The organism is Azospirillum brasilense (genome assembly GCF_007827815.1).
In the GTDB taxonomy this organism is placed as follows: Bacteria; Pseudomonadota; Alphaproteobacteria; order Azospirillales; family Azospirillaceae; genus Azospirillum; species Azospirillum brasilense_C.
Window position 1 is genome coordinate 448156 of sequence record NZ_VITH01000003.1, and the last position, 22517, is coordinate 470672.

22 protein-coding genes are annotated in these 22517 nt (G+C 69.2%); 11 read left to right on the top strand and 11 right to left on the bottom strand.

The features are described from left to right. Positions 1–20: 20 nt before the first annotated feature. The 3 genes from FBZ83_RS08710 to FBZ83_RS08720 form a co-directional block, all read right to left on the bottom strand. Positions 21–839 carry an anti-sigma factor family protein gene (locus FBZ83_RS08710; RefSeq protein WP_145682064.1) on the bottom strand — a complete coding sequence of 273 codons (819 nt, stop codon included), beginning with the start codon at positions 837–839 and terminating at the stop codon, positions 21–23. 3 nt (positions 840–842) lie between these two features. Then, positions 843–1361 carry a sigma-70 family RNA polymerase sigma factor gene (locus FBZ83_RS08715; protein WP_051658564.1) on the bottom strand — a complete coding sequence of 173 codons (519 nt, stop codon included), beginning with the start codon at positions 1359–1361 and terminating at the stop codon, positions 843–845. A gap of 92 nt (positions 1362–1453) precedes the next feature. Next, a complete protein-coding gene (locus FBZ83_RS08720; protein ID WP_145682065.1) occupies positions 1454–1825 on the bottom strand; it encodes a cytochrome c maturation protein CcmE in 372 nt (123 codons plus the stop codon). 182 nt (positions 1826–2007) lie between these two features. Between FBZ83_RS08720 and FBZ83_RS08725 the strand changes: the two genes are divergently transcribed. Then, positions 2008–2358, top strand: a complete 351-nt coding sequence (locus FBZ83_RS08725; RefSeq protein ID WP_145682066.1) for an ArsR/SmtB family transcription factor — start codon at positions 2008–2010, stop codon at positions 2356–2358. Between the two features lie 9 nt (positions 2359–2367). Here FBZ83_RS08725 and FBZ83_RS08730 read toward each other — a convergent pair whose 3' ends face one another. Genes FBZ83_RS08730 through FBZ83_RS08740 form a run of 3 tightly spaced genes read right to left on the bottom strand, consistent with a single transcriptional unit; the run spans position 2368 to position 7014 of the window. Continuing rightward, entirely contained in the window at positions 2368–2742 is a 375-nt protein-coding gene (locus tag FBZ83_RS08730) for a rhodanese-like domain-containing protein (protein ID WP_247888220.1), read from the bottom strand. 2 nt (positions 2743–2744) lie between these two features. Continuing rightward, positions 2745–5957 carry an efflux RND transporter permease subunit gene (locus tag FBZ83_RS08735; protein WP_145682068.1) on the bottom strand — a complete coding sequence of 1071 codons (3213 nt, stop codon included), beginning with the start codon at positions 5955–5957 and terminating at the stop codon, positions 2745–2747. A 10-nt stretch (positions 5958–5967) separates the two neighbouring features. Then, complete coding sequence (locus FBZ83_RS08740) at positions 5968–7014, bottom strand: efflux RND transporter periplasmic adaptor subunit (RefSeq protein ID WP_145682069.1); 1047 nt, start codon at positions 7012–7014, stop codon at positions 5968–5970. A gap of 122 nt (positions 7015–7136) precedes the next feature. On the opposite strand from FBZ83_RS08740, the gene FBZ83_RS08745 reads away from it, so the two are divergent. From FBZ83_RS08745 to FBZ83_RS08755, 3 genes are all read left to right on the top strand, one after another. After that, the gene (locus tag FBZ83_RS08745) at positions 7137–7340 is read left to right on the top strand and encodes a YgaP family membrane protein (RefSeq protein WP_145682070.1); all 204 of its coding nucleotides are present in this window, start codon (positions 7137–7139) and stop codon (positions 7338–7340) included. A gap of 104 nt (positions 7341–7444) precedes the next feature. Further along, a complete protein-coding gene (locus FBZ83_RS08750) occupies positions 7445–9286 on the top strand; it encodes a sensor histidine kinase (protein ID WP_145682071.1) in 1842 nt (613 codons plus the stop codon). Continuing rightward, on the top strand, positions 9276–9887 hold the full coding sequence (locus FBZ83_RS08755; RefSeq protein ID WP_145682072.1) for a response regulator transcription factor: 612 nt from the start codon (positions 9276–9278) through the stop codon (positions 9885–9887). The genes FBZ83_RS08750 and FBZ83_RS08755 overlap by 11 nt, the downstream gene beginning before the upstream one ends. 3 nt (positions 9888–9890) lie before the next feature. Here the strand turns inward: FBZ83_RS08755 and trxC are convergent, their stop codons facing one another. Further along, complete coding sequence (gene trxC / locus FBZ83_RS08760; protein WP_145682073.1) at positions 9891–10340, bottom strand: thioredoxin TrxC; 450 nt, start codon at positions 10338–10340, stop codon at positions 9891–9893. A 314-nt stretch (positions 10341–10654) separates the two neighbouring features. On the opposite strand from trxC, the gene FBZ83_RS08765 reads away from it, so the two are divergent. From FBZ83_RS08765 to FBZ83_RS08780, 4 genes are all read left to right on the top strand, one after another. Further along, positions 10655–11200 (top strand): hypothetical protein, encoded by a 546-nt coding sequence (locus tag FBZ83_RS08765; RefSeq protein ID WP_247888221.1) that lies wholly within the window; start codon positions 10655–10657, stop codon positions 11198–11200. Positions 11201–11365: 165 nt separating this feature from the next. Beyond that, a complete protein-coding gene (locus FBZ83_RS08770) occupies positions 11366–12151 on the top strand; it encodes an SDR family oxidoreductase (protein ID WP_145682075.1) in 786 nt (261 codons plus the stop codon). A 28-nt stretch (positions 12152–12179) separates the two neighbouring features. Continuing rightward, complete coding sequence (gene pabB, locus FBZ83_RS08775; protein ID WP_145682076.1) at positions 12180–13535, top strand: aminodeoxychorismate synthase component I; 1356 nt, start codon at positions 12180–12182, stop codon at positions 13533–13535. A 2-nt stretch (positions 13536–13537) separates the two neighbouring features. Continuing rightward, positions 13538–14362, top strand: a complete 825-nt coding sequence (locus FBZ83_RS08780) for an aminotransferase class IV (protein ID WP_247888222.1) — start codon at positions 13538–13540, stop codon at positions 14360–14362. Between the two features lie 9 nt (positions 14363–14371). On the opposite strand, the gene FBZ83_RS08785 is transcribed toward FBZ83_RS08780, so the two are convergent. The 4 genes from FBZ83_RS08785 to FBZ83_RS08800 form a co-directional block, all read right to left on the bottom strand. Beyond that, positions 14372–14839: a hypothetical protein gene (locus FBZ83_RS08785; RefSeq protein ID WP_186466011.1), complete on the bottom strand. Its 468-nt coding sequence runs from the start codon at positions 14837–14839 to the stop codon at positions 14372–14374. Positions 14840–14943: 104 nt separating this feature from the next. Next, entirely contained in the window at positions 14944–16029 is a 1086-nt protein-coding gene (locus tag FBZ83_RS08790) for a site-2 protease family protein (protein ID WP_145682077.1), read from the bottom strand. A gap of 120 nt (positions 16030–16149) precedes the next feature. Next, positions 16150–16854 carry a calcium-binding protein gene (locus tag FBZ83_RS32300; protein ID WP_145682078.1) on the bottom strand — a complete coding sequence of 235 codons (705 nt, stop codon included), beginning with the start codon at positions 16852–16854 and terminating at the stop codon, positions 16150–16152. A 497-nt stretch (positions 16855–17351) separates the two neighbouring features. Beyond that, on the bottom strand, positions 17352–19760 hold the full coding sequence (locus FBZ83_RS08800; RefSeq protein WP_145682079.1) for a transketolase: 2409 nt from the start codon (positions 19758–19760) through the stop codon (positions 17352–17354). 140 nt (positions 19761–19900) lie between these two features. Between FBZ83_RS08800 and FBZ83_RS08805 the strand changes: the two genes are divergently transcribed. From FBZ83_RS08805 to FBZ83_RS08815, 3 genes are all read left to right on the top strand, one after another. Continuing rightward, positions 19901–20383 carry an Lrp/AsnC family transcriptional regulator gene (locus FBZ83_RS08805; protein ID WP_145682080.1) on the top strand — a complete coding sequence of 161 codons (483 nt, stop codon included), beginning with the start codon at positions 19901–19903 and terminating at the stop codon, positions 20381–20383. Between the two features lie 93 nt (positions 20384–20476). Further along, positions 20477–21205, top strand: a complete 729-nt coding sequence (locus FBZ83_RS08810; protein ID WP_145682081.1) for a hypothetical protein — start codon at positions 20477–20479, stop codon at positions 21203–21205. Between the two features lie 212 nt (positions 21206–21417). Next, positions 21418–22308, top strand: a complete 891-nt coding sequence (locus FBZ83_RS08815; RefSeq protein ID WP_186466012.1) for a LysR family transcriptional regulator — start codon at positions 21418–21420, stop codon at positions 22306–22308. Positions 22309–22517: the final 209 nt, after the last annotated feature.

Below are 22517 nucleotides of genomic sequence, written 5' to 3' on the forward strand. Positions count from 1 at the left end.
GGTCTCAGGGCGGTGCGGTGTCAGGATCGGCGGATGCTGTCCGCCATCTTTTTGGCGACGGTCAGCAGATCGCCGTCGGCCTTGTTGCCGGTGACGGTGTAGGCGACCAGCCCGGCCCGCCAATAGACGAGCCGCAGGCTGTCATGCACCACGGTGTGCAGGGTGCCGTCCTGCGCCGGCTCGCCTGACGCGACGAACAGGGTCAGCAACTCGCCGTCCGGTTCCCTGTAGAGAAACTGGAGAGCGGTGCCATGGTTCCATGGCACGATGCTGGCCCGGATCAGGGTCAGTTCCGGACCGATGGCGGGAAGCGCCACCGTCATGCCGCGGCCCTCCGGCAGCGGCACCTGGGCGGTCTGCGTCGGGACCGGCGTGGCGTCCATCTGTGGCGGGGTCGGCTGCAGCGTGTTGAGCGCGACCGCCTTGGAATGCGCCTCCGCCGCCTCGTCGGCGAAGGCGGGGACGTCATCGACCTCGCCGGCCAGCTGGGGTCCGGCGGCCCCACCCGACTGCACCCACACGGTCAGGCTCCACCCCCCCATGACCAGCAGCATTGCGGCGGCCAGCGGGGCGACCCGCCGGGAGAAGCGGTCCATGTCCAGGCGCCAGCGCAGGCGCCCGGCCAAGGTTTCGGTCTCCTGCACCGAAACGGCGGCCATCATGTCCAGGCCCAGCTTCAGCATCTCCTGCTGGTGCCGGTATTCATGCAGCTTGGCGGCCAGGGCCGGGTTGGCGGCCAATTGCGCCTCGAAGGCGGCGCGGCGGGCCGGCTCCATCTCGCCGTCCATGTAAAGATGCAGGTCGGCGTCCTGGTTGAGGCTGATGGGATCACCGCCCATGGCTCACCTCACCGCCCGCAGGGCGGGCTGGGCACGATCCCGGTGCCCCATCTCGACGCGCAGCGCTTCCCGCCCGCGGGCCAGGCGCGACATCAGCGTGCCCAGCGGGATGTCCAGTTGGCGGGCGGCCTCCTGGTAGCTCATCCCCTCAACGGCGACGAGGGTCAGGACGCGGCGCTGCTCGTCGGGAAGGGTGGAGAAGGCCTCGATGGTCCGCATCAGCTCGACATGGTCGGGCTGGTTGGGCGGCATCTGCCCGTAGGTCATCGCCTCGATGGCCGAGGCCCCGCGCGCCCGCACCTGCTCCCGCCGCACCCCGTTGACGTGGACGTTGTGCAGGATGCCGAACAGCCAGGACCGCAGGTCGCCGTTCGGTCGGAAGGTCCGGGATCCGGAGATGGCGCGCACCAGCGTCTCCTGCACGAGATCCTCCGCGTCGTCGCGGTTGCGCGCCAGCGCGAGGGCGTAGCGGCGCAGGGAGCGCAGTTGATTCGACAGTTGATCGCGCAGGCTGAACGTCACGTCTCCACCCCGTGGACTGGATTTTCCCGAATTCCTGCTCCGTTTTCGTTTCGGGAGGGCCTTTTAATCCCGGGGAGGGACGCTTTCCGTGGTCAATCGTCGTCGTGGTCGCGGGACGGCCGGTGCAGGGAGCCATCGGCGAGGATGATCTCGCTGGCCAGCAGCCCGCCCTTGTGGGCACGTCCGGTGACGGTGATGGGCGCGCCTTGGGCAATGCCTTGCGGCAGGGCGCCGCGCATCCTGACATCCATCCGGGCGCTGTCGTCCTGAACGGTCATCCAGTTGACGCCCACCGCGGCGACCGACCCGGAGACGGTGCCGCTCCCGGCCCGAAGCACCTCGGCGACCGGCTGCGGCGAGGCGGCCTGGATCGTGCGGTGCCGCTCGCCGGCGTCGGCGGGGCCGGACAGCAGAAGGGCGGCGAAGACCGCAGGCAGGAGCGGGAGGGTGGTCGAACGATTCATGATCCTGTCTCCATCGCAAAGGGCGGGGGCGCCCGGTCAGGAGGGATCATGGCAAGGCGCGGCTGAGCCTTGCCTGAACGGAGCGTTCAAGCACGGTTCAGGAAGGCCGGCCACAATCCGCTTGATCGCCGGGTAGTGCCCTATAAATTAGAGAAATTTCATTTAAAGGGTGGGCGTGGCCCATGCTAACCACCGAACCGCCGCTCGACCCTGCCGAACTGGAAGCGCGGGCCGCCGAGGCGGAAGCCTTCCTGCGCTCCATCGCCAGCCGCCACCGGCTGATGATCCTGTGCAGCCTGCTCGACGGGGAGATGCCGGTGGGCGACCTCGCGCGGCGGCTCGGCCTGTCGCAGTCGAACCTGTCCCAGCATCTCGCCAAGCTGCGGGACGAGGGGCTCGTCGCCACCCGGCGGGACGGCACCTCGATCCACTACCGCATCGGATCGGACCGGGTGCGCCCGATCCTGCTGGAGCTGTACCGCCAGTTCTGCGTCGGCGCGCGCTGCGTGGCCGACGCGGACCCGACGCCCTGACGCCGTCTCTCAGCGCTCGACCGGGCCGGACGCCGCCATCCAGGCGACCATGCCGCCGCTCAGCCGGTGGATGTTCCCGGTGTAGCCGCCGGCCGCCATCTTGGCCGAGGCCGGGCCGCAGCGCCGCCCGCTCTGGCAATGGAAGACGAGATGCTTGCCCGTCGCGTCCGGCACGCGGGCCGGATCGAACTGCGACAGCGGCACCAGCGTGGCGCCGGGGATGTGGCCGGCGCGGTGCTCGTGGGGCTCGCGGACATCGACGATCACCGCCGATCCGTCCTTCAGCCAGCCCATGACGGTGCCGGCGTCGACGGTCTTGATCTGGTCGCTCATGGCGTTTTCGCTCCGGTTGAGGCCGAGACGGGACAGAAGGGTCTTGAGCATGGTCATCCCTGAAGGTTGGAACGGTCGGCGGCGTCCCCGCGCAGGACGATGTAAATTGCCGGGATCACCAGCACCGTCAGAAGGGTGGAGCTGAACAGCCCGAACAGCAGCGAGATCGCCAGACCCTGGAAGATCGGGTCGGTCAGGATGAAGGCGGCGCCGATCATCGCGGCGACGGCGGTCAGCAGGATCGGCTTGAAGCGGATGGCTCCGGCCTCCAGCACCGCCTCGCGCAGCGGCATCCCGCGCTTCCGCAGGTGGCGGATGAAGTCCACCAGCAGGATGGAGTTGCGCACGATGATCCCGGCCAGCGCGATGAAGCCGATCATCGAGGTGGCCGTGAAGGGCGCCCCGAACAGCCAGTGGCCCAGCACAATGCCGATCAGCGTCAGCGGCACCGGCACCAGGATGACCAGCGGCAGCTTGAAGCTGCCGAACTGCGCGACGACCAGCAGGTAGATGCCAAGGATCGCCACCCCGAAGGCCGTGCCCATATCGCGGAAGGTGACGTAAGTGATCTCCCACTCGCCGTCCCACAGCAGTACGGGCCGGCTCTGGTCGTCCGGCTGGCCGTGCAGGCGGATCTCCGGCGCGGCGGCGAGCCCGGCGGCCGGCCAGTCCACGGCCTTCAGCCGCTCCTGCACCGCCAGCATGCCGTAGACCGGCGCCTCGAACCGACCGGCCAGATCGGCCATGACCATCTCCGCGAAGCGCCCGTTGTGGCGGAACAGCGTGTGGGAGGCCGGCTCGCGGGCCATCGTCACCAGATCGCCCAGTTCCACCGTGCCGCGCGCGCCCGGAACCGGGGTGGCGAGGAGGCGCTCGGACAGGAACAGGCCGGAGCGCGGCATTTGCACGGCGATCTCGATGGGCGTGCGCCCCGCGCCGCGGTGCGAGTAGCCGACGGGAACGCCGCCGGTCAGCGCGCGCAGCGTGTCGTAGACGGCCTGCTCCTCCACGCCGTGGAACTCCAGGCTCTCGCGGTCGAGGGCAAAGCGCAGCCGGTCGCCGGTCGGGCGGATGCTGTTTTCCACATCGACGATGAAGTCCACGCCGCGAAAGGCGTCCTCGACCGCCAGCGCCGCCCTGCGCCGGGTCTCCGCGTCGGGGCCGTAGACCTCCATCAGCAGGGTGGACAGCACCGGCGGGCCGGGCGGCACCTCGACCACCTTCAGCACGGTCCCGGCGGGCAGGGGGAGGGCGGAGAGCCGCGCCCGGATGTCGAGCGCGATCGCATGGCTGCTGCGGCTCCGCTCGTTCTTGGGGGCGAGGTTGATTTGAAGGTCGCCCTGCTCGGGCTGGTCGCGCAGATAGTAGTGCCGGACCAGACCGTTGAAATTGAAGGGGGAGGCGGTCCCGGCATAGGCCTGGACGCTGGCCAGCTCCGGCAGGTCGGCAATGGCCCGGGCGGCGGCGAGCAGGGCGCGCTCGGTGTCCTCCGGTGCCGCGCCGCGCGGCAGGTCGAGCACCACCTGGAGCTCCGACTTGTTGTCGAAGGGCAGCAGCTTCACCGCCACGTCCTTGCTGTAGAACAGCCCCGTCGAGGCGAGCGTCGCCACCCCGACCGCCAGCAGGAAGAACCAAGCGCGGCGCTTGCTGCGCACGATCGGGCGCGCGGCGGCGCGGTAGAGGCGCCCCAGCCGCCCGCCGCCGTCCTCGCCGTGCCCACCCGCCGGAGACTCCCCCGGACGCAGCGTCACCATCAGCCAGGGCGTCAGCACCATGGCGACGAAGAAGCTGAAGACCATGGCGGCGGAGGCGTTGGCCGGGATCGGGCTCATGTAGGGGCCCATCAGGCCGGACACGAACATCATCGGCAGCAGCGCGGCGATGACCGTCAGGGTGGCGACGATGGTCGGGTTGCCGACCTCCGCCACCGCCTCTATGGCGGCCTGGACCTTGCTCCGCCCGTCGCGCATCGACCAGTGGCGGTCGATGTTCTCCACCACCACGATGGCGTCGTCGACCAGGATGCCGATGGAGAAGATCAGGGCGAACAGGCTGACCCGGTTGATGGTGTAGCCCATCAGCCAGGACGCGAACAGGGTCAGCAGGATCGTCGTCGGGATGACCACCAGCGTCACCAGCCCCTCGCGCCAGCCGATGGCCAGGACGATCAGCCCGACGATGGTGACGGTGGCGAGCGCCAGATGGAACAGCAGCTCGTTGACCTTCTCGTCGGCCGTCTCGCCGTAGTCGCGGGTGACGGTCAGCGTCAGGTCCTTCGGCAACCCGTCGGCCTGGATGGCCTGGACGCGCGCCAGCACGCGGTCGGCGATGGTGACGGCGTTGGCCCCGCCGCGCTTGGCGATGGCGATGGTGACGGCGGGGGTGCGGACCAGCCCGCCTTTGCCGTCCGGCACCAGATGCCAGGCGCTGCTCTCGTCGGGACGCGCCCCGGCAACCACGTCGGCCACGTCCTTCACATAGACGGGCCGTCCGTCGCGGGTGGTGACGAGGAGCAGCCCGATGTCCGCCGTGCCCTGGAGCGTCCGGCCGGCGACCACCGGCAGGCTGCCGCCCGCGCTGCGCAGCGACCCGGCGAGGAAGGAGCGGTTGGCGTTCCTCACCTTGTCGACGAGCTGGTTCAGTGTGACGCCGTAAAGCGCCAGCCGTTCCGGGTCGGGCTCCACGCGGATCTGGTCGGGGCTCCCCCCGACGATGACACTGCGCCCGACATCCTCGATCTGGGTGAGCTGGCCCAGCAGGTCGTCGGCCACGCCGTGCAGGGCGTTGGCGGTCCAGCGCCCGGCGGCGTCCGCTCGGGGTGACAGGGTGAGCGTCAGGATGGCGACGTCGTTGATGCCGCGCCCGACGATCAGCGGTTCCGGGATGCCCAGCGGGATGCGGTCCAGGCTGGCCCGCACCTTCTCGTGCACGCGCAGGATGGCGTCGTCGGACGGGGTCCCGACGAGGAAGCGCGCGGTGACCACCACGCGGTCATCCATGGTCTGGCTGTAGGTGTGTTCGACCCCGTCGATGCCCTTGACGATCTCCTCCAGCGGCCGGGTGACCAGCTCGACCGCGTCGCCGGCCTTCAGCCCGTCGGCCTGGACGAGGATGTCGACCATGGGAACGCTGATCTGCGGCTCCTCCTCGCGCGGGAGGGACAGCAGGGCGATGGCGCCGACCGCCAGAGAGGCGAGCAGCAGCAGCGGGGTCAGGGGGGAGCGGATGAAGGTCCGCGTCAGCACCCCGGACAGGCCGAGCTTCATGACGCCCCCCTCACGAGCCGGCCGGGCGGACGATCACATCGCCGGGCTTCAGACCGGACAGGATCTCCAGCCCGCCGGGTTGGCCGTCCAGCGCGGGAATGTCGCCGCCCGCCTGGACCGGAACCTCCGTCCCGTCGGCCAGCCGGACGAAATCGGTGCCGAAGCGGCGCAGCAGCCAGTCCGGTGGGATCACCACCGCATCGCGCGTGCCGGTGGCGACGTAGACCCGCACCCGCTCGCCGACGAAGAAGTCGCCCAAGCCATCGACCGTGGCGTCGGCGACCACTTGCCCCCCGGCCATCTCGGGATAGACCTGCCGGACGGTGCCGCGCGCCAGCGCCGTGGCGCCGGGATCGGCGACGGTCACCGGCGCCAGCCCGCGCTGGCCGACCAGCACCGAGTCGCCCTCCTTCAGGAAGCGGGCGTGCCGCTCCGGCAGGCGGAACCGCAGGATGTAGGTGTCGGTGGCGATGCTGGCGACCGGCTCGCCCGGCATCACCACGGCGCCGGCGATCACCTTGACCTGAAGGACGCGCCCCGCGGCGGGGGCCAGCACCTCCCCCTCCCGCGCCTGCTGGGCGACGACGGAGCGTTCGGCTTCCATGGCGGCGATCTGGGCGCGGGCGACGTCCAGCGCCGCCTGGGCGTCGTCCAGCCGCTGCTGCGTGCCGGTGCCGCTGGCGCGGAGCTGGCGGGCGCGGCCCAGCTCCAGCTCCGCCTGACGCTGCTGCGCCGTCAGCGCCCGGATGCGCGCGTCGAGTGCGGCGAGTTGGAGCGGCAGCTTGGGGTCGCGCACGGTGGCGATGACCTGCCCGACGGTCACCTTGTCACCCTCCGTCACCGTCAGGTCGGCCACCGTGCCGCCGATGCGGGCGCGGGCCAGCGTCTCGCGCACGCTTTCCACCGTGGCGAAGACGGCCTTCAGGTCCTCCACCGGGCGCGGCTGCACGGTCAGGCTGCCGGGTTCGCCCGCCGTCGCGGACAGGGGCAGGAGGACTGCCAGCAGGACGAGCAGCGCCTTGCGGGCTGGCGTGTGTGGGAGGAGGGAGCGGGGCATGGCGGGCCACTTCGGACGGGAGGAACGGGACTCAGGGTGTCTTGACACCATATTTTAGATATTGCTAAATTAGTGTCAACGAATGAAATGACCCCGCCAACCGGCACGGAGGAGACCGCATCGTGAGCATCGACCGCGTCGTCATGGCTTTCGCCGGAACCATGATCCTGCTGAGTCTCGCCCTGTCCCAAATGCACGGCCCGAACTGGCTGTGGCTGACCGCTTTCGTCGGGGCCAACCTGCTCCAGGCGGCCTTCACCGGCTTCTGTCCGCTGGCGATCGTGCTGAAGCGGATCGGCCTGCGCCCCGGCGTCGCCTTTCCCTGAGCGATGCGACCACCCGGATTGAAAGCGGCGGCGTAAGGGTGTATGCGGCGCGTCGGGGGCCGTTCCCGCGGTTCCCCCGCGTCTTCACCCGTCCGAAGGATGCCATGCGGTTCACCGTCCGCCCGGTCTGCCTGATGCTGGCGCTGCTGGGGATGCTCTCCGCCGGGCTTCCTGCCCGGGCGGCGGAGTCGCCGATCCGCGTCGGCGTGCTGGCCTACCGTGGCGGCGACCACGCCAACGCCGTCTGGGAACCGACCGTCCGCTATCTGGCGGAGCGCTTTCCGCAGCGCGGGGCGGAGATGGTGCCGCTCGACCTGCCGGGCATGGACGCGGCGGTGGCCGCCGGCGGCGTCGATTTCGTCCTGACCAACACCGGCAATTACGTGGAACTGGAGGCCCGCCACGGCGTCACCCGCATCGCCACGCTCCATTCCTCCCGCTCCGGCGCGTCGGGGGCGGCGGTGGGGTCCGCTCTGATCGTCCGGGCGGGGCGCGACGACATCCGCGGCCTCGCCGATCTCAAGGGCAAGTCCGTGATGGCGGTGGACCCCGACGCCTTCGGCGGCTTTCAGGTCGCCTGGGGGGCGATGCTGACGGTCGGGGTCGATCCCTACGCCGACCTGGAGGAACTGCGCTTCTCCGGTTTTCCCGTGGACCGCGTCGCCTTCGCCGTCCGCGACGGCGCGGTGGACGCCGGCGTTCTGCGCGCCTGCGTGCTGGAGGAACTGGCGCAGGAAGGCCACCTCGATCGCGCGGGTTTCCAGGTCGTCGGCGCCCGGACGGAGCCGGGGTTCGGCTGCGCCCTGTCCACCGGCCTCTACCCCGACTGGCCGCTCGCCCGGCTGGCCGGTACGCCGGAGGAACTGGCCAAGGCGGTGGTGGTCGCTCTGTTCCAGATGCCGGACGGCCATCCGGCGGCGCTGGCCGGCGGCTACGAGGGCTGGACGGTGCCGATGGACTACCAGCCGGTCCACGGCCTGTTCCGCAGCCTGCGCATCGGCCCCTACGAGCATCTGCGCGACGTCACCCTGCTCGACCTCGCGCGCGAACACTGGCACTGGCTGGCGCTGGCGGCTCTGGCCCTGCTGTGGTGGGCGGTCCATTCGCTGCGGGTGGAGCATCTCATCAAGGTGCGCACCGCCGAGCTGCGCGCCGCCAACCGCGAGCTGCGCCGCGAGATGGCCGAACGCCGCCGCGCCGAGGACACCGCGCGGGAACGGCAGAAGGAGATGGACCATGTCGCCCGCCTCTCCATCCTCGGCGAGATGGCCAGCAACATCGCTCATGAGCTGAACCAGCCGTTGGGCGCCATCGCCAACTACGCGCGCGGCTGCACGCGGCGGCTGGAGGCCGGGGTGGGCAGCCCTGCGGAGTTCGCGGAGGCCTCCCGCGCCATCGCCGCCCAGGCCGACCGCGCCGGGCAGATCATCGCCCGCATCCGCGACTTCGTGCGCAAGCGCGCCGTCCAGCTCGAACCGGCCGACGTCAACGGCGCGGTGGAGGCGGCGCTGCAGCTCTGCGAAGGGCGGGCGCGCAGCGGCAACATCCCGGTCACCCGCGACTTGGCTCCCGGCCTGCCGCCGGTCCTGGCCGACCGGGTGCAGATCGAGCAGGTCGTCCTGAACCTCGTCAAGAACGCGCTGGACGCCATGGGTGATGGGGCGGGGGAGGGCAGGGGCGTCACCGTGCGCACCGGCCTGGACGCGGAAGGGCGGGTGGAGATCGCGGTCGCCGACCGCGGGCACGGGCTGTCGGAGGACGCGCGGGCGCGCCTGTTCGACCCCTTCTTCACCACCAAGCCGGGCGGCATGGGGCTGGGGCTGTCGATCTGCCGGACCATCGTGGAAAGCCATGGCGGCCATCTCTGGGCCACGGACAATCCGGGCGGAGGCACCATCGTGCGCCTCGTTCTGCCCGCAGCGGAGGAGAAGGTCGATGCAGGCTGACGCGGCCCGCACCGTCTACGTGGTGGACGACGATCCGGCGATGCGCCATTCGCTGGGCTGGCTGATCGGCTCGCTCGGCGTGGCGGTGGAGTCCTTCGGCTCCGGCGAGGAGTTCCTGCGCGCCGTCCGCGCCGACCGGCCCGGCTGCCTCGTCACCGACGTGCGGATGCCGGGGATGAGCGGGCTGGAGTTGCAGGACACGCTGGCCCGCGCCGGCTCCGTCCTGGCCGTCGTGGTCATCACCGGCCACGGCGACGTGCCGATGGCCGCCCGCGCCTTCCGCGCCGGAGCGGTGGACGTCATCGAGAAACCCTTCAACGACCAGCTTCTCCTCGACCGGGTGCACGAGGCGCTGGAGACATCCCGTCGGGCGTGGGAGGCGCAGGCGCGCAAGGCCCAGGTTCGCGCCCTGCTGGCCCGCCTGACCCCGCGGGAGCGGCAGGTCGCCTATCTGGTGGTGCAGGGTAAGCCGAACAAGGTCATCGCCGCGGAGATCAACCTCAGCCTGAAGACGGTGGAGGTGCACCGCCACAACGTCATGGACAAGCTGGAGGTCGCCTCCGTCTCCGACCTGACCCGGCTGCTGATCGAAGCCGAGTAACGGTCAGACCGCGGCCATCGCCTGCCGCACCCAGCCGAGCAGGGCGGGCAGCGGCATCGCCCCGGCGGTGCGCGCCACCTCGCGCCCATGGTGGACCAGGACGAGGGTCGGGATGCTGCGCACGCCGAAGCGGGCGGCCAGATCGGGGGCGGCTTCGGTGTCGATCTTGGCGAGGCGGATGTGGGGTTCCAGTTGGCCGGCGGCCTGCTCGAAGACCGGCGCCATCATCCGGCACGGCCCGCACCACTCCGCCCAAAAGTCGATGAGCAGCGGCAGGTCGCTGCGCTCCGCCTGGGCGGTGAAGCGGGCGGCACTGAGCGCGATCGGCTTGCCCTGGAACAGCGGCTGGCCGCAGCGGCCGCACTTGCCGGCGCCGGGCTGGTCCAGGCGTCCGCGCGGCATGCGGTTCAGGGTGTCGCAGCTTGGGCAGGCGACGTGCAGAAGGTCGGACATGGCGCGGCTTCCCTCCAGGGCGGGCGTCTTTATGAGCATGATCTAATGCAGCGCGCGGCGGGCGCAAGAGGCCGGTGGCGCGGGACAGGGCTGCGGGCGGCGACCCTTTTCCGCGTGGGGGCACGCGGAGGACACGACGCAGGGATGTGCGCCTTCGGCATTGCGGTCGGTGGGGCGCTGTTCCTAGAATGCCGGCCCGTGGCCGCTGTCCCCGCCAGGAGCGGCCAAGTTCTTTCGCCCACATCCTTTCCGCAGAACCGCGATTTCGAATGAAGCCTTCCTTTTCGTCCGCCTCCGCCGCCGGTTGTTCCTCCATGGACGAGTCCGGTTCCGTTTTGGCGCGCGCGCGGGCTCTGACGGCGGGATGGGGCGCCGGGGCACGGGCGCTGTCCACGCTGCCCGCCGCCGCGGTCCCGGTGCCCTATCGGACGCTGCTCGACCACGACCGCGGCATGACCGCCGTCCTGTCGGAGCGGTGGGACGAGCCGGTGGGCGTGCGGGTGCTGCGCCAGCGGACGGAGCCGGACGGGACGGCGCTGCTGCGCGACATCGTGCTGACCGTCGGGCCGGACGCGCTGCCGGTCGAACTGGCGAGCATCCGCATCGCGCTCGACGGCTTTCCTGCGACCTTCGCCGAACAGCTTCAAGAGGGGACGGAGCCCTTCGGGCGCCTGCTGACGCGCAACGGCGTCGCCTTCTCGGTGGAGGTGCTGGGCCTGCTGACCGCTCCCGCCGCCGACGTCTTCGCCGCGGAAGGGCGCCTGTCCCCCAGAGCCACGCTGTATGGGCGCCTTGGGCGGCTGGTGCGGGCGGACGGCTGGACCATCGCGGAAACGGTGGAGTTGCTTCCCCGCGCCTGAAGTCTGATGCTGGGCTATCGCATTTGGCCTTTATAACCCTCGCCCCTCCGGGGGGAGAGGGAACTTCCTATCCAGTCGCCCCGAAGTCTGATGCCGAACGGGGTGTCATCCGGCTGGCCATCTGCTAAATCTGCAAGACCGTCCACCTTCTCCCCAACGGTGACCATGACCGCTCCGCATCTCCCGTATCTGTCGCAGTTCTCGCTGGAAGGCCGGGTGGCGCTGGTCACCGGGTCCGGGCGCGGGCTGGGTCTGGAAATCGCCCGCGCCATGGCCGGGTCGGGCGCCCATGTGCTGCTGAACGGGCGCGACGCCGCGCGGCTGGAACCGCAGGCCGAGGCCATCGCCGCGGCGGGCGGGCGGGCCTCGGTGCTGGCCTTCGACGTGGCCGACCGCGACGCGGTTCGGGACGCCTACGCGCGGATCGCCCGGGACCACGGACGGCTGGACGTGCTGGTGCAGAATGTCGGGCAGCGCAACCGCAAGCCGCTGACCGACTTTGCGGACGAGGAGATCAGCGACCTGCTCAACGTCGATCTGGCCGCCGGCCTGATCCTGGCGCGGGAGGCGGCGCGGCTGATGCTGCCCCAGGGCTTCGGGCGGCTGATCACGGTGACCTCCATCTCCGGGCAGATCGCCCGCGCCAACGACGCGGTCTACGCCGCCGCCAAGGCCGGGCTGGCCGGCATGGTGCGGGCGCTCGCCGCCGAGTATGGCGCAAAGGGCCTGACCAGCAACGCCATCGCGCCGGGCTTCTTCGCGACGGAGACCAACGCCGGCATCACCGGCAACCCGGCCCTGTCCGCCTATTTCGAGGGGCGCACCCCGATCGGCCGCTGGGGCCGCCCGGAGGAGATCGCCGGGGCCGCGGTGTTCCTGGCCTCGCCCGCCGCGTCCTACGTCAACGGGCATGTGTTGGTGGTGGACGGCGGCGCCACCATTCTCATGTAAGGCCGGTCTTAGAGGAAGCTCCGCCGCCATGCTGGCGATCCCCTTGTCATGCGCCGATCCGGCGGAGGCCTTCCGCGCGCTGTCCGGACAGCCCTGGTCGATGCTGCTCGACAGCGCCGCCCCGCACCCGGCCCATGGCCGCTACAGCTACATCGCGGCGGAGCCGTTCCGCACCCTGGAGTCGCTGGACGGGCGGGCGCATCTCGACGGCCGCCCGGTGGACGGCGACCTCTTCGCCGTGCTGGCGGAGGAGCTGGCGCGCCACGCCCGGCCCGACAGCCCGCCGGGACCGGCGCCCTTTTGCGGCGGGGCGGTTGGCTTCATCGGCTACGAGGCGGGGCTGCGGCTGGAGCGCATCCGCACGCGCCACGCCAACCCCGGCGGCCAGCCGGAGATGGCCTTCGGCTTCTACGACGCGGTGGCCGCCTTCGACCATGCGGAGCGCCGCGCCTGGGTGATCGCCGCCCGCCCGGAAGCGGAGGGCCGCGCCCGCGCCCTGGCGGCCCGGCTGGAGGCCGGCGGAGCGTCCCCGCTCGGCCCCGTCCCGGCCGCCCCCTGGCGGAGCGAGCTGGAGCGCGACGACTATCTGACACGGGTGGAGCGGGTGCTGGAGTACATCCGGGCCGGCGACATCTATCAGGCCAACTTCACGCAGCGCTTCCTGGCCGACCGGCCCGCCGGGCTGGACCCCTACGCGCTGTACCGCCGGCTGCGCGCGATCAGTCCGGCGCCCTTCGCCGCCTATCTCGACTGCGGCCCGCGCCTGTGCATCGCCAGCGCCTCGCCGGAGCGCTTCATCCGCCTCAGCGCCACCGGGGAGGTGGAGACGCGCCCGATCAAGGGCACCCGCCCGCGCTACGCCGACCCCGCCGCGGACGCCGCCGCCGCCGCGGAACTGGTGGCCAGTGTCAAGGACCGGGCGGAAAACCTGATGATCACCGACCTGCTGCGCAACGACCTCGGCCGGGTGTCGCGGATCGGCAGCGTCCGGGTGCCGACGCTCTACGGGCTGGAGAGCTTCGCCAGCGTGCATCACCTCGTCTCGGTGGTCACCGCGCGGCTGCGGCCCGGTCTGGGGGCGGTGGACCTGCTGCGGGCGGCGCTGCCCGGCGGCTCGATCACCGGGGCGCCCAAGATCCGCGCCATGCAGATCATCGACGAGCTGGAGGTGGCGCGGCGCGGCGCCTATTGCGGCTCCGTCGCCTGGCTCGGCTTCGACGGCGCGATGGACAGCAGCATCGTCATCCGCACTCTGTCGATCACGCCGGATGCGGTGATTGCCCAGGCCGGTGGCGGCATCGTCGCCGATTCCGACCCGGCGGACGAGCACGAGGAGATGATGGTCAAGATCCGCGCCCAGCTCCGCGCGCTGGGGGAGGCCTGACCATGAGCCCGGCCATGACCGTCGTCTGGCTGAACGGCCGCCTGCTGCCGGCGGCGGAGGCACGGATCGATCCGGCGGACCGCGGCTTCACGCTGGGCGACGGGCTGTTCGAGACGATCCGGGTGGCCGGCGGCACCGCCCGCCATCTCGACCGGCATCTCGCCCGGCTGGCCGACAGCGCGGCGCTGCTCGGCCTGCCGCTTCCTCACGACGCGGCGGCGATGGCCGTCGCCACCGAGGCGCTGATCGCGGCGCAGGGCTGCGTGGAGGGTGTGCTGCGGATCACGCTGACGCGGGGGACCGGAGCGCGCGGCGTGCTGCCGCCGGCGGACGCCGTGCCGACGCTGCTGATGACGCTGGCGCCCGCTCCGCCGCCCGCCGGCCCGGTGGAGGCGGTCATCGCCCTTTGCACCCGGCGCAACGAGCATTCGCCGCTGTCGCGCGTGAAGTCGCTGAATTACCTGGATTCCATCCTCGCCCGGCAGGAGGCGGCGACGCGTGGCGCGGGAGAGGCGCTCCTGCTCAACAGCGCGGGCCGTCTGGCCGAGTCCAGCGTGGCGAACCTGTTCATCGTCCGGGACGGGCGCCTGCTGACCCCGCCGGTTGCCGAGGGGGCCCTGCCGGGCATCCGCCGCGCCCTGATCCTGGAGCGGGGCGATGCCAGTGAGGCGTCGCTTTCCGTCGCCGACCTGCTGGGAGCCGGGGAAGCCTTCCTGACAAACAGCCTTGGACTGCGCCCGTTGCTGCGCGTGGACGGGCTGGCCATCGGCGCCGGAACCGTGGGACCGGTGACGGCGGCCCTGCTGACGGACATTGCGGCGGAATAGAGCGGCCGGTTACGGGCGGATGTAGGACCAGCCTTCTTCCTGAAGCTGCATCAGCCGGACCACGCCGGAGGGCACCAGCTTGGCTTCCGGCACCATGGGGACCTCGCCCTGTTCCACGCGGATCATGCCGTTGCGGGTGTTCTCGCAGGCGGAGTAGGTCAGGGTCGGCAGGCTGCCCTTCAGCGACGCCAGCCGGTCCTTCACGGGCGAGCGATCGGCGCGCAGCATGTGCAGGCCGGGGCCGAAGGTGACCAGTTCGACCTCCACCGTCTCGCCGATGTTCTTGTAATACTCGATGATGTTCTTGACGTTGTTCAGCGCCATGTTCATCAGCGCCGGATCGTTGCTGCTGACCTGGATGGCGACGCGGTGAACGCCGGGCTGGTCCGCTCCGGCCTTCCGCCCGGTCATGGCGGCGGTCATCCCGGCGAATCCGGCCAGAGCCAACGCCGCCCGGCGCGTGGAGCGCATCGCCATGTCATCCTCCCTTCCCGTGTGGGGGCATCCGCTGTCCTAGCACAATGACCCCGCCCGCCGCTTGTTCCCGAACGGAGAGGCCGCGCAACGGAAGGGGGAGGCGGTCAGCGGCGCAGCGCGTGCCGGGCGGCCTGCACCATCATCATCTCCCCCACATTCTCCGGGGTGACCAGACCGACCAGCCGCCCGTTCCCGTCATCGACGCCGACCGCGGGCAGGCTCTTCTCCTGCATCAGCCGCAGCGCCTCCTCCAGCTTGCCGTGCCGGTGAATGACGGGGATGTCGGGGCGCATCACCTCCAGCACCGGCGTGTCCGGGCCGCGGTCGCGCAGGGCGCGGATCAGGTCGTCGCGGGTCAGCACGCCGCGCAGCGTCCCGGCCCCGTCCACAACGGGAAACTCGTGCTGGGTCGTGCGGATCAGGCATTGCACGGCGTCCTCCAACACGCCGGAGGGCGGCAGTGTCTCGAAACGGGTGACCATGGCGTCGGACACCACCACGCCGTGGGTGATCTCGCGCATCTGCACCGCGTGGGCTTCGGACGAGGCGCCCAGATAGACGAACAGCGCGATGAACAGCAGCATCGGGTTGCCGAACAGCCCGAGCAGCCCCAGCCCGATGGCCACCGCCTGCCCGACCGAGGCCGCCACCTGGGTGCCTCGGACATAGCCCATGCGGCTCGCCAGGACCGCCCTCAGCACACGCCCGCCGTCCATGGGGAAGGCCGGGATCAGGTTGAACAGGGCCAGGAACAGGTTGACCACGGCCAGCCGGGACAGCACGTCGATCCCGGCGTTCTGCACCTCCGCCGCCCCCGCCGGCACGAAGCCGCCGAGCGCCGCGTAGAGCAGCGCCGCGATCACCAGATTGACCGCCGGGCCGGCCAGGGCCACCACCAGCTCCTGCGACGGCTTTTCCGGCAGACGCTCCAGACGGGCCACCCCGCCGATGGGCAGCAGCGTGATGTCCGGCGTGCGGACGCCGTAGCGCCGGGCGGCGAAGACGTGTCCGAACTCGTGCAGCAGGACGCAGAGGAACAGCAGCGAGAGGAAAACCACCCCCTCCAGCGCCGCCGGCCAGCCGCCCTGGGCGTGGTAGGCGGCGCCGATCCACAATAGGAACAGGAAGAAGGTGATGTGGATGCGGATCACCGTGCCCTTCACGGTGCCGATGGGGATCGACCAGCTCATCCCGACCTCGCCTCGCGCTGTGACCGTTGTTCGACAGACTCCTTATGTGGTGTCGCGCGGCGTGCGGCGTCATGGTCCTGCTAGACGGAGGGCTGGGGCCGGCCCAGCCCTCCGACGGCCTTACAGGCCCCAGACGACGTCGTTGAACCAGTAATCCGTGCCGCTGAGGTTCAGATACTCGATCCGGCCGGTGCCGGCGGCGCTGCCGTTCCAGAAGTCGTCGATGATGATGTACTCGCTGATGGTGCCATCGGCGGCGTCGGCCTTGGTGAAGAACAGAAGGTCGTTGGAATCGCCGCCGAAGGTGCTGGCCCGGTAGTATTCGAGCTGGTTGGGCGCCGTGGGGCCGTTCATGCGGAGCCGGTCGTAATCCCCGTGCGAATCCGAAATGAGATCGATGCCGTCGGAATTGCAGGTGTAGAGGTAGTTGTCGCTGTCGTAGCCGCCGTAGAGGACATCGTTGCCGGCCCCACCCGCCAGAACGTCCAGGCCGACATCCGACCCGTAATCCCCGAACAGCGTGTCGTTGCCGGCCCCGCCGTACAGCGTGTCGTTGTTGTTCCCGCCGTAGAGGAAGTCGTTCCCTGCCTCGCCGCTCAGCAGATCGTTGTTGTCGTTGCCGTACAGCGTGTCGGCCCCATTGCCGCCGTACAGGCTGTCGTTTCCGAAGCTGCCGTACAGCGTGTCGTTGCCGTCGCCACCATCAATATAGTCGGCGTCGGTGTTTCCGAGGATGTCGTCGTTTCCCCCCTGTCCGAACAGCATGTTCGGGCCCGAAGGAGCGTCATAAATATCGTTTCCGGACGTTCCGTACCAGGTCGTCATCGTAAGTTTCTCCAAATCATTGGCCGTATACGGCGTATCTTTTTCGCCATCAGCGTGAATTGAAGTCAATTGAACGAATTTTGAAACTGGTTACTCTTGTATAAGTTAGATATCGAATGCATTCATCGGAATGCAAATTGGCAATATGTCAACGATGCAAGTCGTTGATATGTCATGCGTGAAGCGCGATTAGTTATCTAACTAATGGAGAGCGTCAATTTGACGCGTCTGTCTGGCGCCTTTGTTTCTGATGATGGGGATTGTTTTTGCGCACCGGACGAATCCGTTTGCGGCGGAGATCCCGCAACGAACGCCTGGGAATCGCACAGCCAACCGCGAGGCCGCCGGCGCGGTGGGTCGCGAAGGGCGCTCAGGTCATCGCGCAAGCCTCCGGCTCGTGCCGCGGCCTTCCATATCGTCGAGCGTAAAGCCCGGCGCATCAGGCGTTGCGCTCGACGGTTTTCACGGCACGGGCGCCGCCGGCGCTCGATCCGAGGCTACACCGCCTTCAAATGGCGGACCGGGCGGCCGGGGGAGAGGGCTTCCGCAGCGCGGACGATGGCCTGGGCGTCGATGCCGTGATGGCGGTAGAGGTCGGCGATGGTGCCGGTCTGCCCGAAATGCTCGACCCCCAGCGCCCGCGTGCGGTGGCCGTGGACCGAGCCGAGCCAGCCCAGCCCCGCCGGATGCCCATCCTGCACCGTCACCAGCGCGCAATGGGGCGGCACGCCCTCCAGCAGCCGTTCGACGTGGGAACGCGCGTGGGGCTTGCCGCGCTCGCGCGCCCGCTGCGCGGCGCTCCAGCCGGCGTGCAGCCGGTCGGCGGAGGTGACGGCCAGCAGCCCGACGTCGCGGCGGTCCTCGCCGAGCATGCCCACCGCCTCGATGGCCTCCGGCGCCACCACGCCGCTGTAGGCGACCACCACCTGGGCGTTCGGGCCGGGGCGGCGCAGCCAGTAGGCGCCCTGGACGATGCCGCTCTCCAGCTCCGCGTCCATCGTCCGGACCGGCTGCTCCAGCACGCGGGAGGACAGGCGCAGATAGACCGATCCGCCGGTCTCGTCGCGCAGCCAGTTCCGCTCGTCCGGCTCTCCCTCGCCCTCCCGCTGCATGTAGTCGAAGGCCCAGCGCATGGTGACGGCCAGCTCGTCGGCGAAGGCCGGCTCGAAGCAGGCCAGCCCGTCCTGAGCCATGCCGACCAGCGGCGTGGCGATGGACTGGTGCGCCCCGCCTTCCGGGGCCAGCGACACGCCGGACGGGGTCGCCACCAGCAGGAATCGCGCGTCCTGGTAGCAGGCGTAGTTCATCTGGTCCGCCGCCCGCATGACGAAGGGGTCGTAGACGGTGCCGATGGGCAGCAGCCGCTCTCCGAACAGGGAATGGGACAGGCCCAGCGCCGACAGCAGGATGAACAGGTTGGATTCGGCGATGCCCAGCTCGAAATGCTGGCCATCGGGGGAGAAGTCCCAGGTGTAGGTGGAGGGGATGCGCTCCTTCTTGAACAGGTCGGCCAGCGCGCTCTTGGCGAACAGGCCGCGGCGGTTCACCCAGGCGCCGAGGTTGGTGGAGACCGTCACGTCCGGCGCGGTCGTCACGATGCGCTCCGCCAGCTCCGTCTTCTCCCGCCCCAGCTCGTTCAGGATCAGGCCGAAGGCCGCCTGGGTGGACAGCGCCTTTTGCGCCGGAGCGGCCAGGGCCGCGGGCACCGGCACCGCCGCGGCACCATGGCGCCGCCGTCCCTTGGCCGCGAAAGGCACGCGTTTCAGGAAGCCGTCCAGCTCGGATTCCGGCAGGTTCAGCCCTTCGAAGCGGTCCCACTCATGGCCCGGACGGACGGCGTTGGCGGCGCGGAACGCCTCCATCTGCGCCGGGGTCATCAGACCGGAATGGTTGTCCTTGTGGCCGGCCAGCGGCAGGCCTGCGCCCTTGATGGTGTAGGCGATGAAGCAGACCGGCCGGTCGTGCGTGCGCGCCTGGGCGAAGGCGTCGAGCAGCGAAGGCAGGTCGTGGCCGCCGAGATTGCCCATCAGAAGGGCCAGCTCCTCGTCGGTGCGGCGCTCGATCAGCCGGGTCACCGGTCCCTGGTCGCCCAGATCGTCGAGCAGCCGCTTCCGCCAAGCCGCCCCGCCCTGGTAGGTCAGCGCGGAATAGAGCTGGTTCGGGCACTGGTCGATCCAGGCGCGCAGGCGCTGGCCGCCCTCCTCTTGGAAGGCCGCCTGCATCAGGGCGCCGTATTTCAGGATCACCACGTCCCAACCGAAGGCGCGGAAGATGTTCTCCAGCCGCTCCCACAGCCCCTCGCGGATCACCGCGTCCAGGCTCTGGCGGTTGTAGTCGACGATCCACCAGGTGTTGCGCAGCCCGTGCTTCCAACCTTCCTGAAGCGCCTCGAAGATGTTGCCCTCGTCCATCTCGGCGTCGCCGACCAGCGACACCATGCGCCCCTCCGGCCGATCCTTCGCCCAGCCCTTGGCCTTCACGTAATCTTGGACCAGCGAGGCGAAGAGGGTCTGCGCCACCCCCAGCCCGACCGAGCCGGTGGAGAAATCCACGTCGTCCACGTCCTTGGTCCGCGACGGGTAGGACTGGGCGCCCTTGAAACCGCGGAAATTCTCCAGATTCGCGCGCGTCTGGTTGCCCAGCAGATACTGGATGGCGTGGAAGATCGGGCTGGCGTGCGGCTTCACCGCCACCCGGTCCTCCGGGCGCAGGGCCTGGAAGTAGAGCGCCGTCATGATCGTCGCCAGCGAGGCCGAGGACGCCTGATGACCACCGATCTTCAGCCCGTCCTGGTTGGGGCGGACGTGGTTGGCGTTGTGGATCGTCCAGGACGCGAGCCAGAGAACCTTGCGCTCCAGCTCGCGCAGGCGGGCGAGGTCGGCGTGGTTCGGAACGGTCGCGTCCATGTTGGTGCCTCTCTTGACGGAACGGCGGTCGATGATTGGTGGAGCCTATCATTTGTGCCGCGGCAGGCGTTTGCAAAGTGGCGCAGCAAAGCCGCCCGGTTTAGCATTGGATTGCGCGAATCCCGCTTGGGCAGCAGAAAATGCCAAAAATCAAACTCGACCGCATCGACCGGAAGATACTGGCCCTGCTCCAGCAGGACGGGCGGATGCCCAACAACGAGGTGGCGGAGCGCGTCGGCCTGTCGCCGTCCCCCTGCCTGCGCCGGGTCAAGGCGCTGGAGGAATCGGGCGTCATCACCCGCCACGTCGCGCTGGTCGACCCCGCCGCGGTCGATCTGCCGGTGAACGTCTTCGTCAGCGTCAGCCTGGAACGGCAGGTGGAGGAGCGGATCGATGCCTTCGAGGCCGCCGTGATGGCGCTGCCGGAGGTGATGGAATGCTATCTGATGACCGGCGACGCCGATTATCTGCTGCGCGTTGTGGTCCCCGATCTCGCCAGCTACGAGCGCTTTCTGAAGGAGCACCTGACGCGAATTTCCGGGGTCGCCAACATTCGCTCCAGCTTCGCGCTGAAGCAGGTGCGCTACCGCACGGCGCTGCCGCTGGGGCATCTGGTGGAGTGAACAGGACGGCGATGGTTCGATAGAAGTCTAAGTATTCGTATCAAGGATATCAGTTGGATATCTAATCTATATTCTATTTTGTTGAACAATCGCATGAGTGATTTTATCATTCCCTTGATTTCCGACGTGCGGCTTGACGGGGACAGGATGTCAAACATTACCTTGAGCGGGGCGACCCCGTCTGCGTCGGCGTATTCGGCGATGCCCTCCAAGCCGCCGGTGGGTCGGACCAAGGAGGACGACGCCAGCAACGGCGGCGGGAAGGCCGACCATGTGGCTCTGAGCCCGTTGGCATCGGCTTTGAAGGGTGACGCGCTTTCGCTGTTCGGCAAGTTGTCGACAGACGACCGAAGCGCACTTGGTCTCTTCGTTTCGTCCGGCCGGATGTCGGCCGACGAAATGAACGATGCGCTTTCGGGGAAACTGAAGGAATCGCGCAGCCAGACCTTTTGGAAGAGCGCCGTCGAAGCCGGTGTCGGACAGGAAACCGAAAGGCAGAAAAAGATCAGAACGCTTTCGGAAAGCATCGAAGCACGGCTGTCCGCCATCGATAAAACAGCAAGTTCGGGGATGCGCCTGGACCAGGCGGTCGCGATCTCGAACGAGATGCGGGGCGCGATGCGGGAACGCAGCTCGCTGATGAGTCAAGCGGACGAAGGCGCGACCACCGTGAAGTTGACGGCGGAATTCGCCTTGAACAAGTTGGCGCGGACGGATTCGGAACGTGCGGCGGGGGACAAGCTCAGCGCTCTGGGCTTCAAGTCCGAAAGCTTCGATCAGCTGTTGAAGGACACGGCGGAAAAGGACATCGCGTCCATGTGAGCGTGTGTGCGCTGTGACAACCGCGGTCCGCCGACCGTAATCCCGCTTTCAACACGTTCAACATCCCATCGTCCGGACCGCTCATGACGTTCGCGATGGAAGACCTGCGCCGCTTTTTGCCATAAAGAGTATTGGAACAGGGGCGCGCGGCGAATCCTCCCGCGGACAGGCCCCGACCGACAGGCGAAGGCAAGGGGAAGCAGGACGGGATGATGGACTGGGACAAGTTGCGGGTGTTCCACGCTGTGGCCGAGGCCGGCAGCTTCACCCACGCGGGCGAGGCCCTCAACCTCAGCCAATCGGCGGTCAGCCGGCAGATCAGCGCGCTGGAGGACAGCCTCGGCGTTCCGCTGTTCCACCGGCACGCCCGCGGCCTGATCCTGACCGAGCAGGGCGAGTTGTTGAATCACGCCGCGCGCGACATTTTCGCGAAGCTGTCGATGACCCAGGCGATGCTGAGCGAGAGCAAGGACGCCGCCAAGGGGCCGCTGAAGGTGACGGCCACGGCCGCCTTCGGCTCGACTTGGCTGACCCCGCGCATCGGGGAATTCCTGGCGCTCTACCCGGAGATCCAACTCACCCTGATGATCACCGACACGGAGCTGGATCTGGGCATGCGCGAGGCCGACGTGGCGATTCGCGTCAGCCCGCCGCGCCAGCCGGACCTGATCCAGCGGCATCTGATGACCTTCCGTTCCCACCTCTACGCGCACCGCCGGTACCTGGACCGCAAGGGGGAGCCGCAGACGGTGGCCGATCTGGCCTCCCATGATTTGGTGACCTATCCGCAGGAGTTGCGCGCTCCCTTCGCCAACACGCACTGGCTTCGCGATCTGGTGACCGATCCGGTCGCCCGCGACCGGACCGTCCTTCAGGTCAACAACCTTTACGCGATTTTCCGCGCGGTGGAGAGCGGGCTGGGCGTCGGCGCTCTGCCCGATTATCTGGTGGCCGGGCTGGGCGACATTGTGCGGGTGCTGCCGGACCAGTCCGGGTCGAAGGTGGACGCCTTCTTCGTCTATCCGGAGGAGTTGCGCCATTCCAAGCGCATCGCGGTCTTCCGCGACTTCCTGGTCAGGAAAGTGGCGGAAAGCCAATTCTAATTCCCGGTCAACGGGTTGGTGGACAGGGGCGCGGTGCCGGAAAGGGCCGCGCCCTTTGCTTTTTCTGCCGTTTGGCATGCGACATAGTGTCGGGCGTAGCGCGCTGCCCGAGTTAGCGCTTGCGCGTTAAACTGATATATTAATATATGCCGCATATGCGGAGCCCACCGCGTGTCTGTGCTCAAGCCCTGGGCCCCATCCGAAAAATT

Excerpts from the sequence above, each read along its gene's own strand:
- FBZ83_RS08805 (WP_145682080.1), top strand. The coding sequence starts at position 19,901 with ATGCCAAAAATCAAACTCGACCGCATCGACCGGAAGATACTGGCCCTG.
- FBZ83_RS08780 (WP_247888222.1), top strand. The coding sequence starts at position 13,538 with ATGAGCCCGGCCATGACCGTCGTCTGGCTGAACGGCCGCCTGCTGCCG.
- FBZ83_RS08710 (WP_145682064.1), bottom strand. The coding sequence starts at position 839 with ATGGGCGGTGATCCCATCAGCCTCAACCAGGACGCCGACCTGCATCTT.
- pabB (WP_145682076.1), top strand. The coding sequence starts at position 12,180 with ATGCTGGCGATCCCCTTGTCATGCGCCGATCCGGCGGAGGCCTTCCGC.
- FBZ83_RS08815 (WP_186466012.1), top strand. The coding sequence starts at position 21,418 with ATGGACTGGGACAAGTTGCGGGTGTTCCACGCTGTGGCCGAGGCCGGC.
- FBZ83_RS08720 (WP_145682065.1), bottom strand. The coding sequence starts at position 1,825 with ATGAATCGTTCGACCACCCTCCCGCTCCTGCCTGCGGTCTTCGCCGCC.
- FBZ83_RS08810 (WP_145682081.1), top strand. The coding sequence starts at position 20,477 with ATGAGTGATTTTATCATTCCCTTGATTTCCGACGTGCGGCTTGACGGG.
- FBZ83_RS08725 (WP_145682066.1), top strand. The coding sequence starts at position 2,008 with ATGCTAACCACCGAACCGCCGCTCGACCCTGCCGAACTGGAAGCGCGG.
- FBZ83_RS32300 (WP_145682078.1), bottom strand. The coding sequence starts at position 16,854 with ATGACGACCTGGTACGGAACGTCCGGAAACGATATTTATGACGCTCCT.
- FBZ83_RS08765 (WP_247888221.1), top strand. The coding sequence starts at position 10,655 with ATGGACGAGTCCGGTTCCGTTTTGGCGCGCGCGCGGGCTCTGACGGCG.
- FBZ83_RS08730 (WP_247888220.1), bottom strand. The coding sequence starts at position 2,742 with ATGCTCAAGACCCTTCTGTCCCGTCTCGGCCTCAACCGGAGCGAAAAC.
- FBZ83_RS08770 (WP_145682075.1), top strand. The coding sequence starts at position 11,366 with ATGACCGCTCCGCATCTCCCGTATCTGTCGCAGTTCTCGCTGGAAGGC.
- FBZ83_RS08785 (WP_186466011.1), bottom strand. The coding sequence starts at position 14,839 with ATGGCGATGCGCTCCACGCGCCGGGCGGCGTTGGCTCTGGCCGGATTC.
- FBZ83_RS08755 (WP_145682072.1), top strand. The coding sequence starts at position 9,276 with ATGCAGGCTGACGCGGCCCGCACCGTCTACGTGGTGGACGACGATCCG.
- FBZ83_RS08750 (WP_145682071.1), top strand. The coding sequence starts at position 7,445 with ATGCGGTTCACCGTCCGCCCGGTCTGCCTGATGCTGGCGCTGCTGGGG.
- FBZ83_RS08735 (WP_145682068.1), bottom strand. The coding sequence starts at position 5,957 with ATGAAGCTCGGCCTGTCCGGGGTGCTGACGCGGACCTTCATCCGCTCC.
- FBZ83_RS08790 (WP_145682077.1), bottom strand. The coding sequence starts at position 16,029 with ATGAGCTGGTCGATCCCCATCGGCACCGTGAAGGGCACGGTGATCCGC.
- FBZ83_RS08740 (WP_145682069.1), bottom strand. The coding sequence starts at position 7,014 with ATGCCCCGCTCCCTCCTCCCACACACGCCAGCCCGCAAGGCGCTGCTC.
- FBZ83_RS08800 (WP_145682079.1), bottom strand. The coding sequence starts at position 19,760 with ATGGACGCGACCGTTCCGAACCACGCCGACCTCGCCCGCCTGCGCGAG.
- trxC (WP_145682073.1), bottom strand. The coding sequence starts at position 10,340 with ATGTCCGACCTTCTGCACGTCGCCTGCCCAAGCTGCGACACCCTGAAC.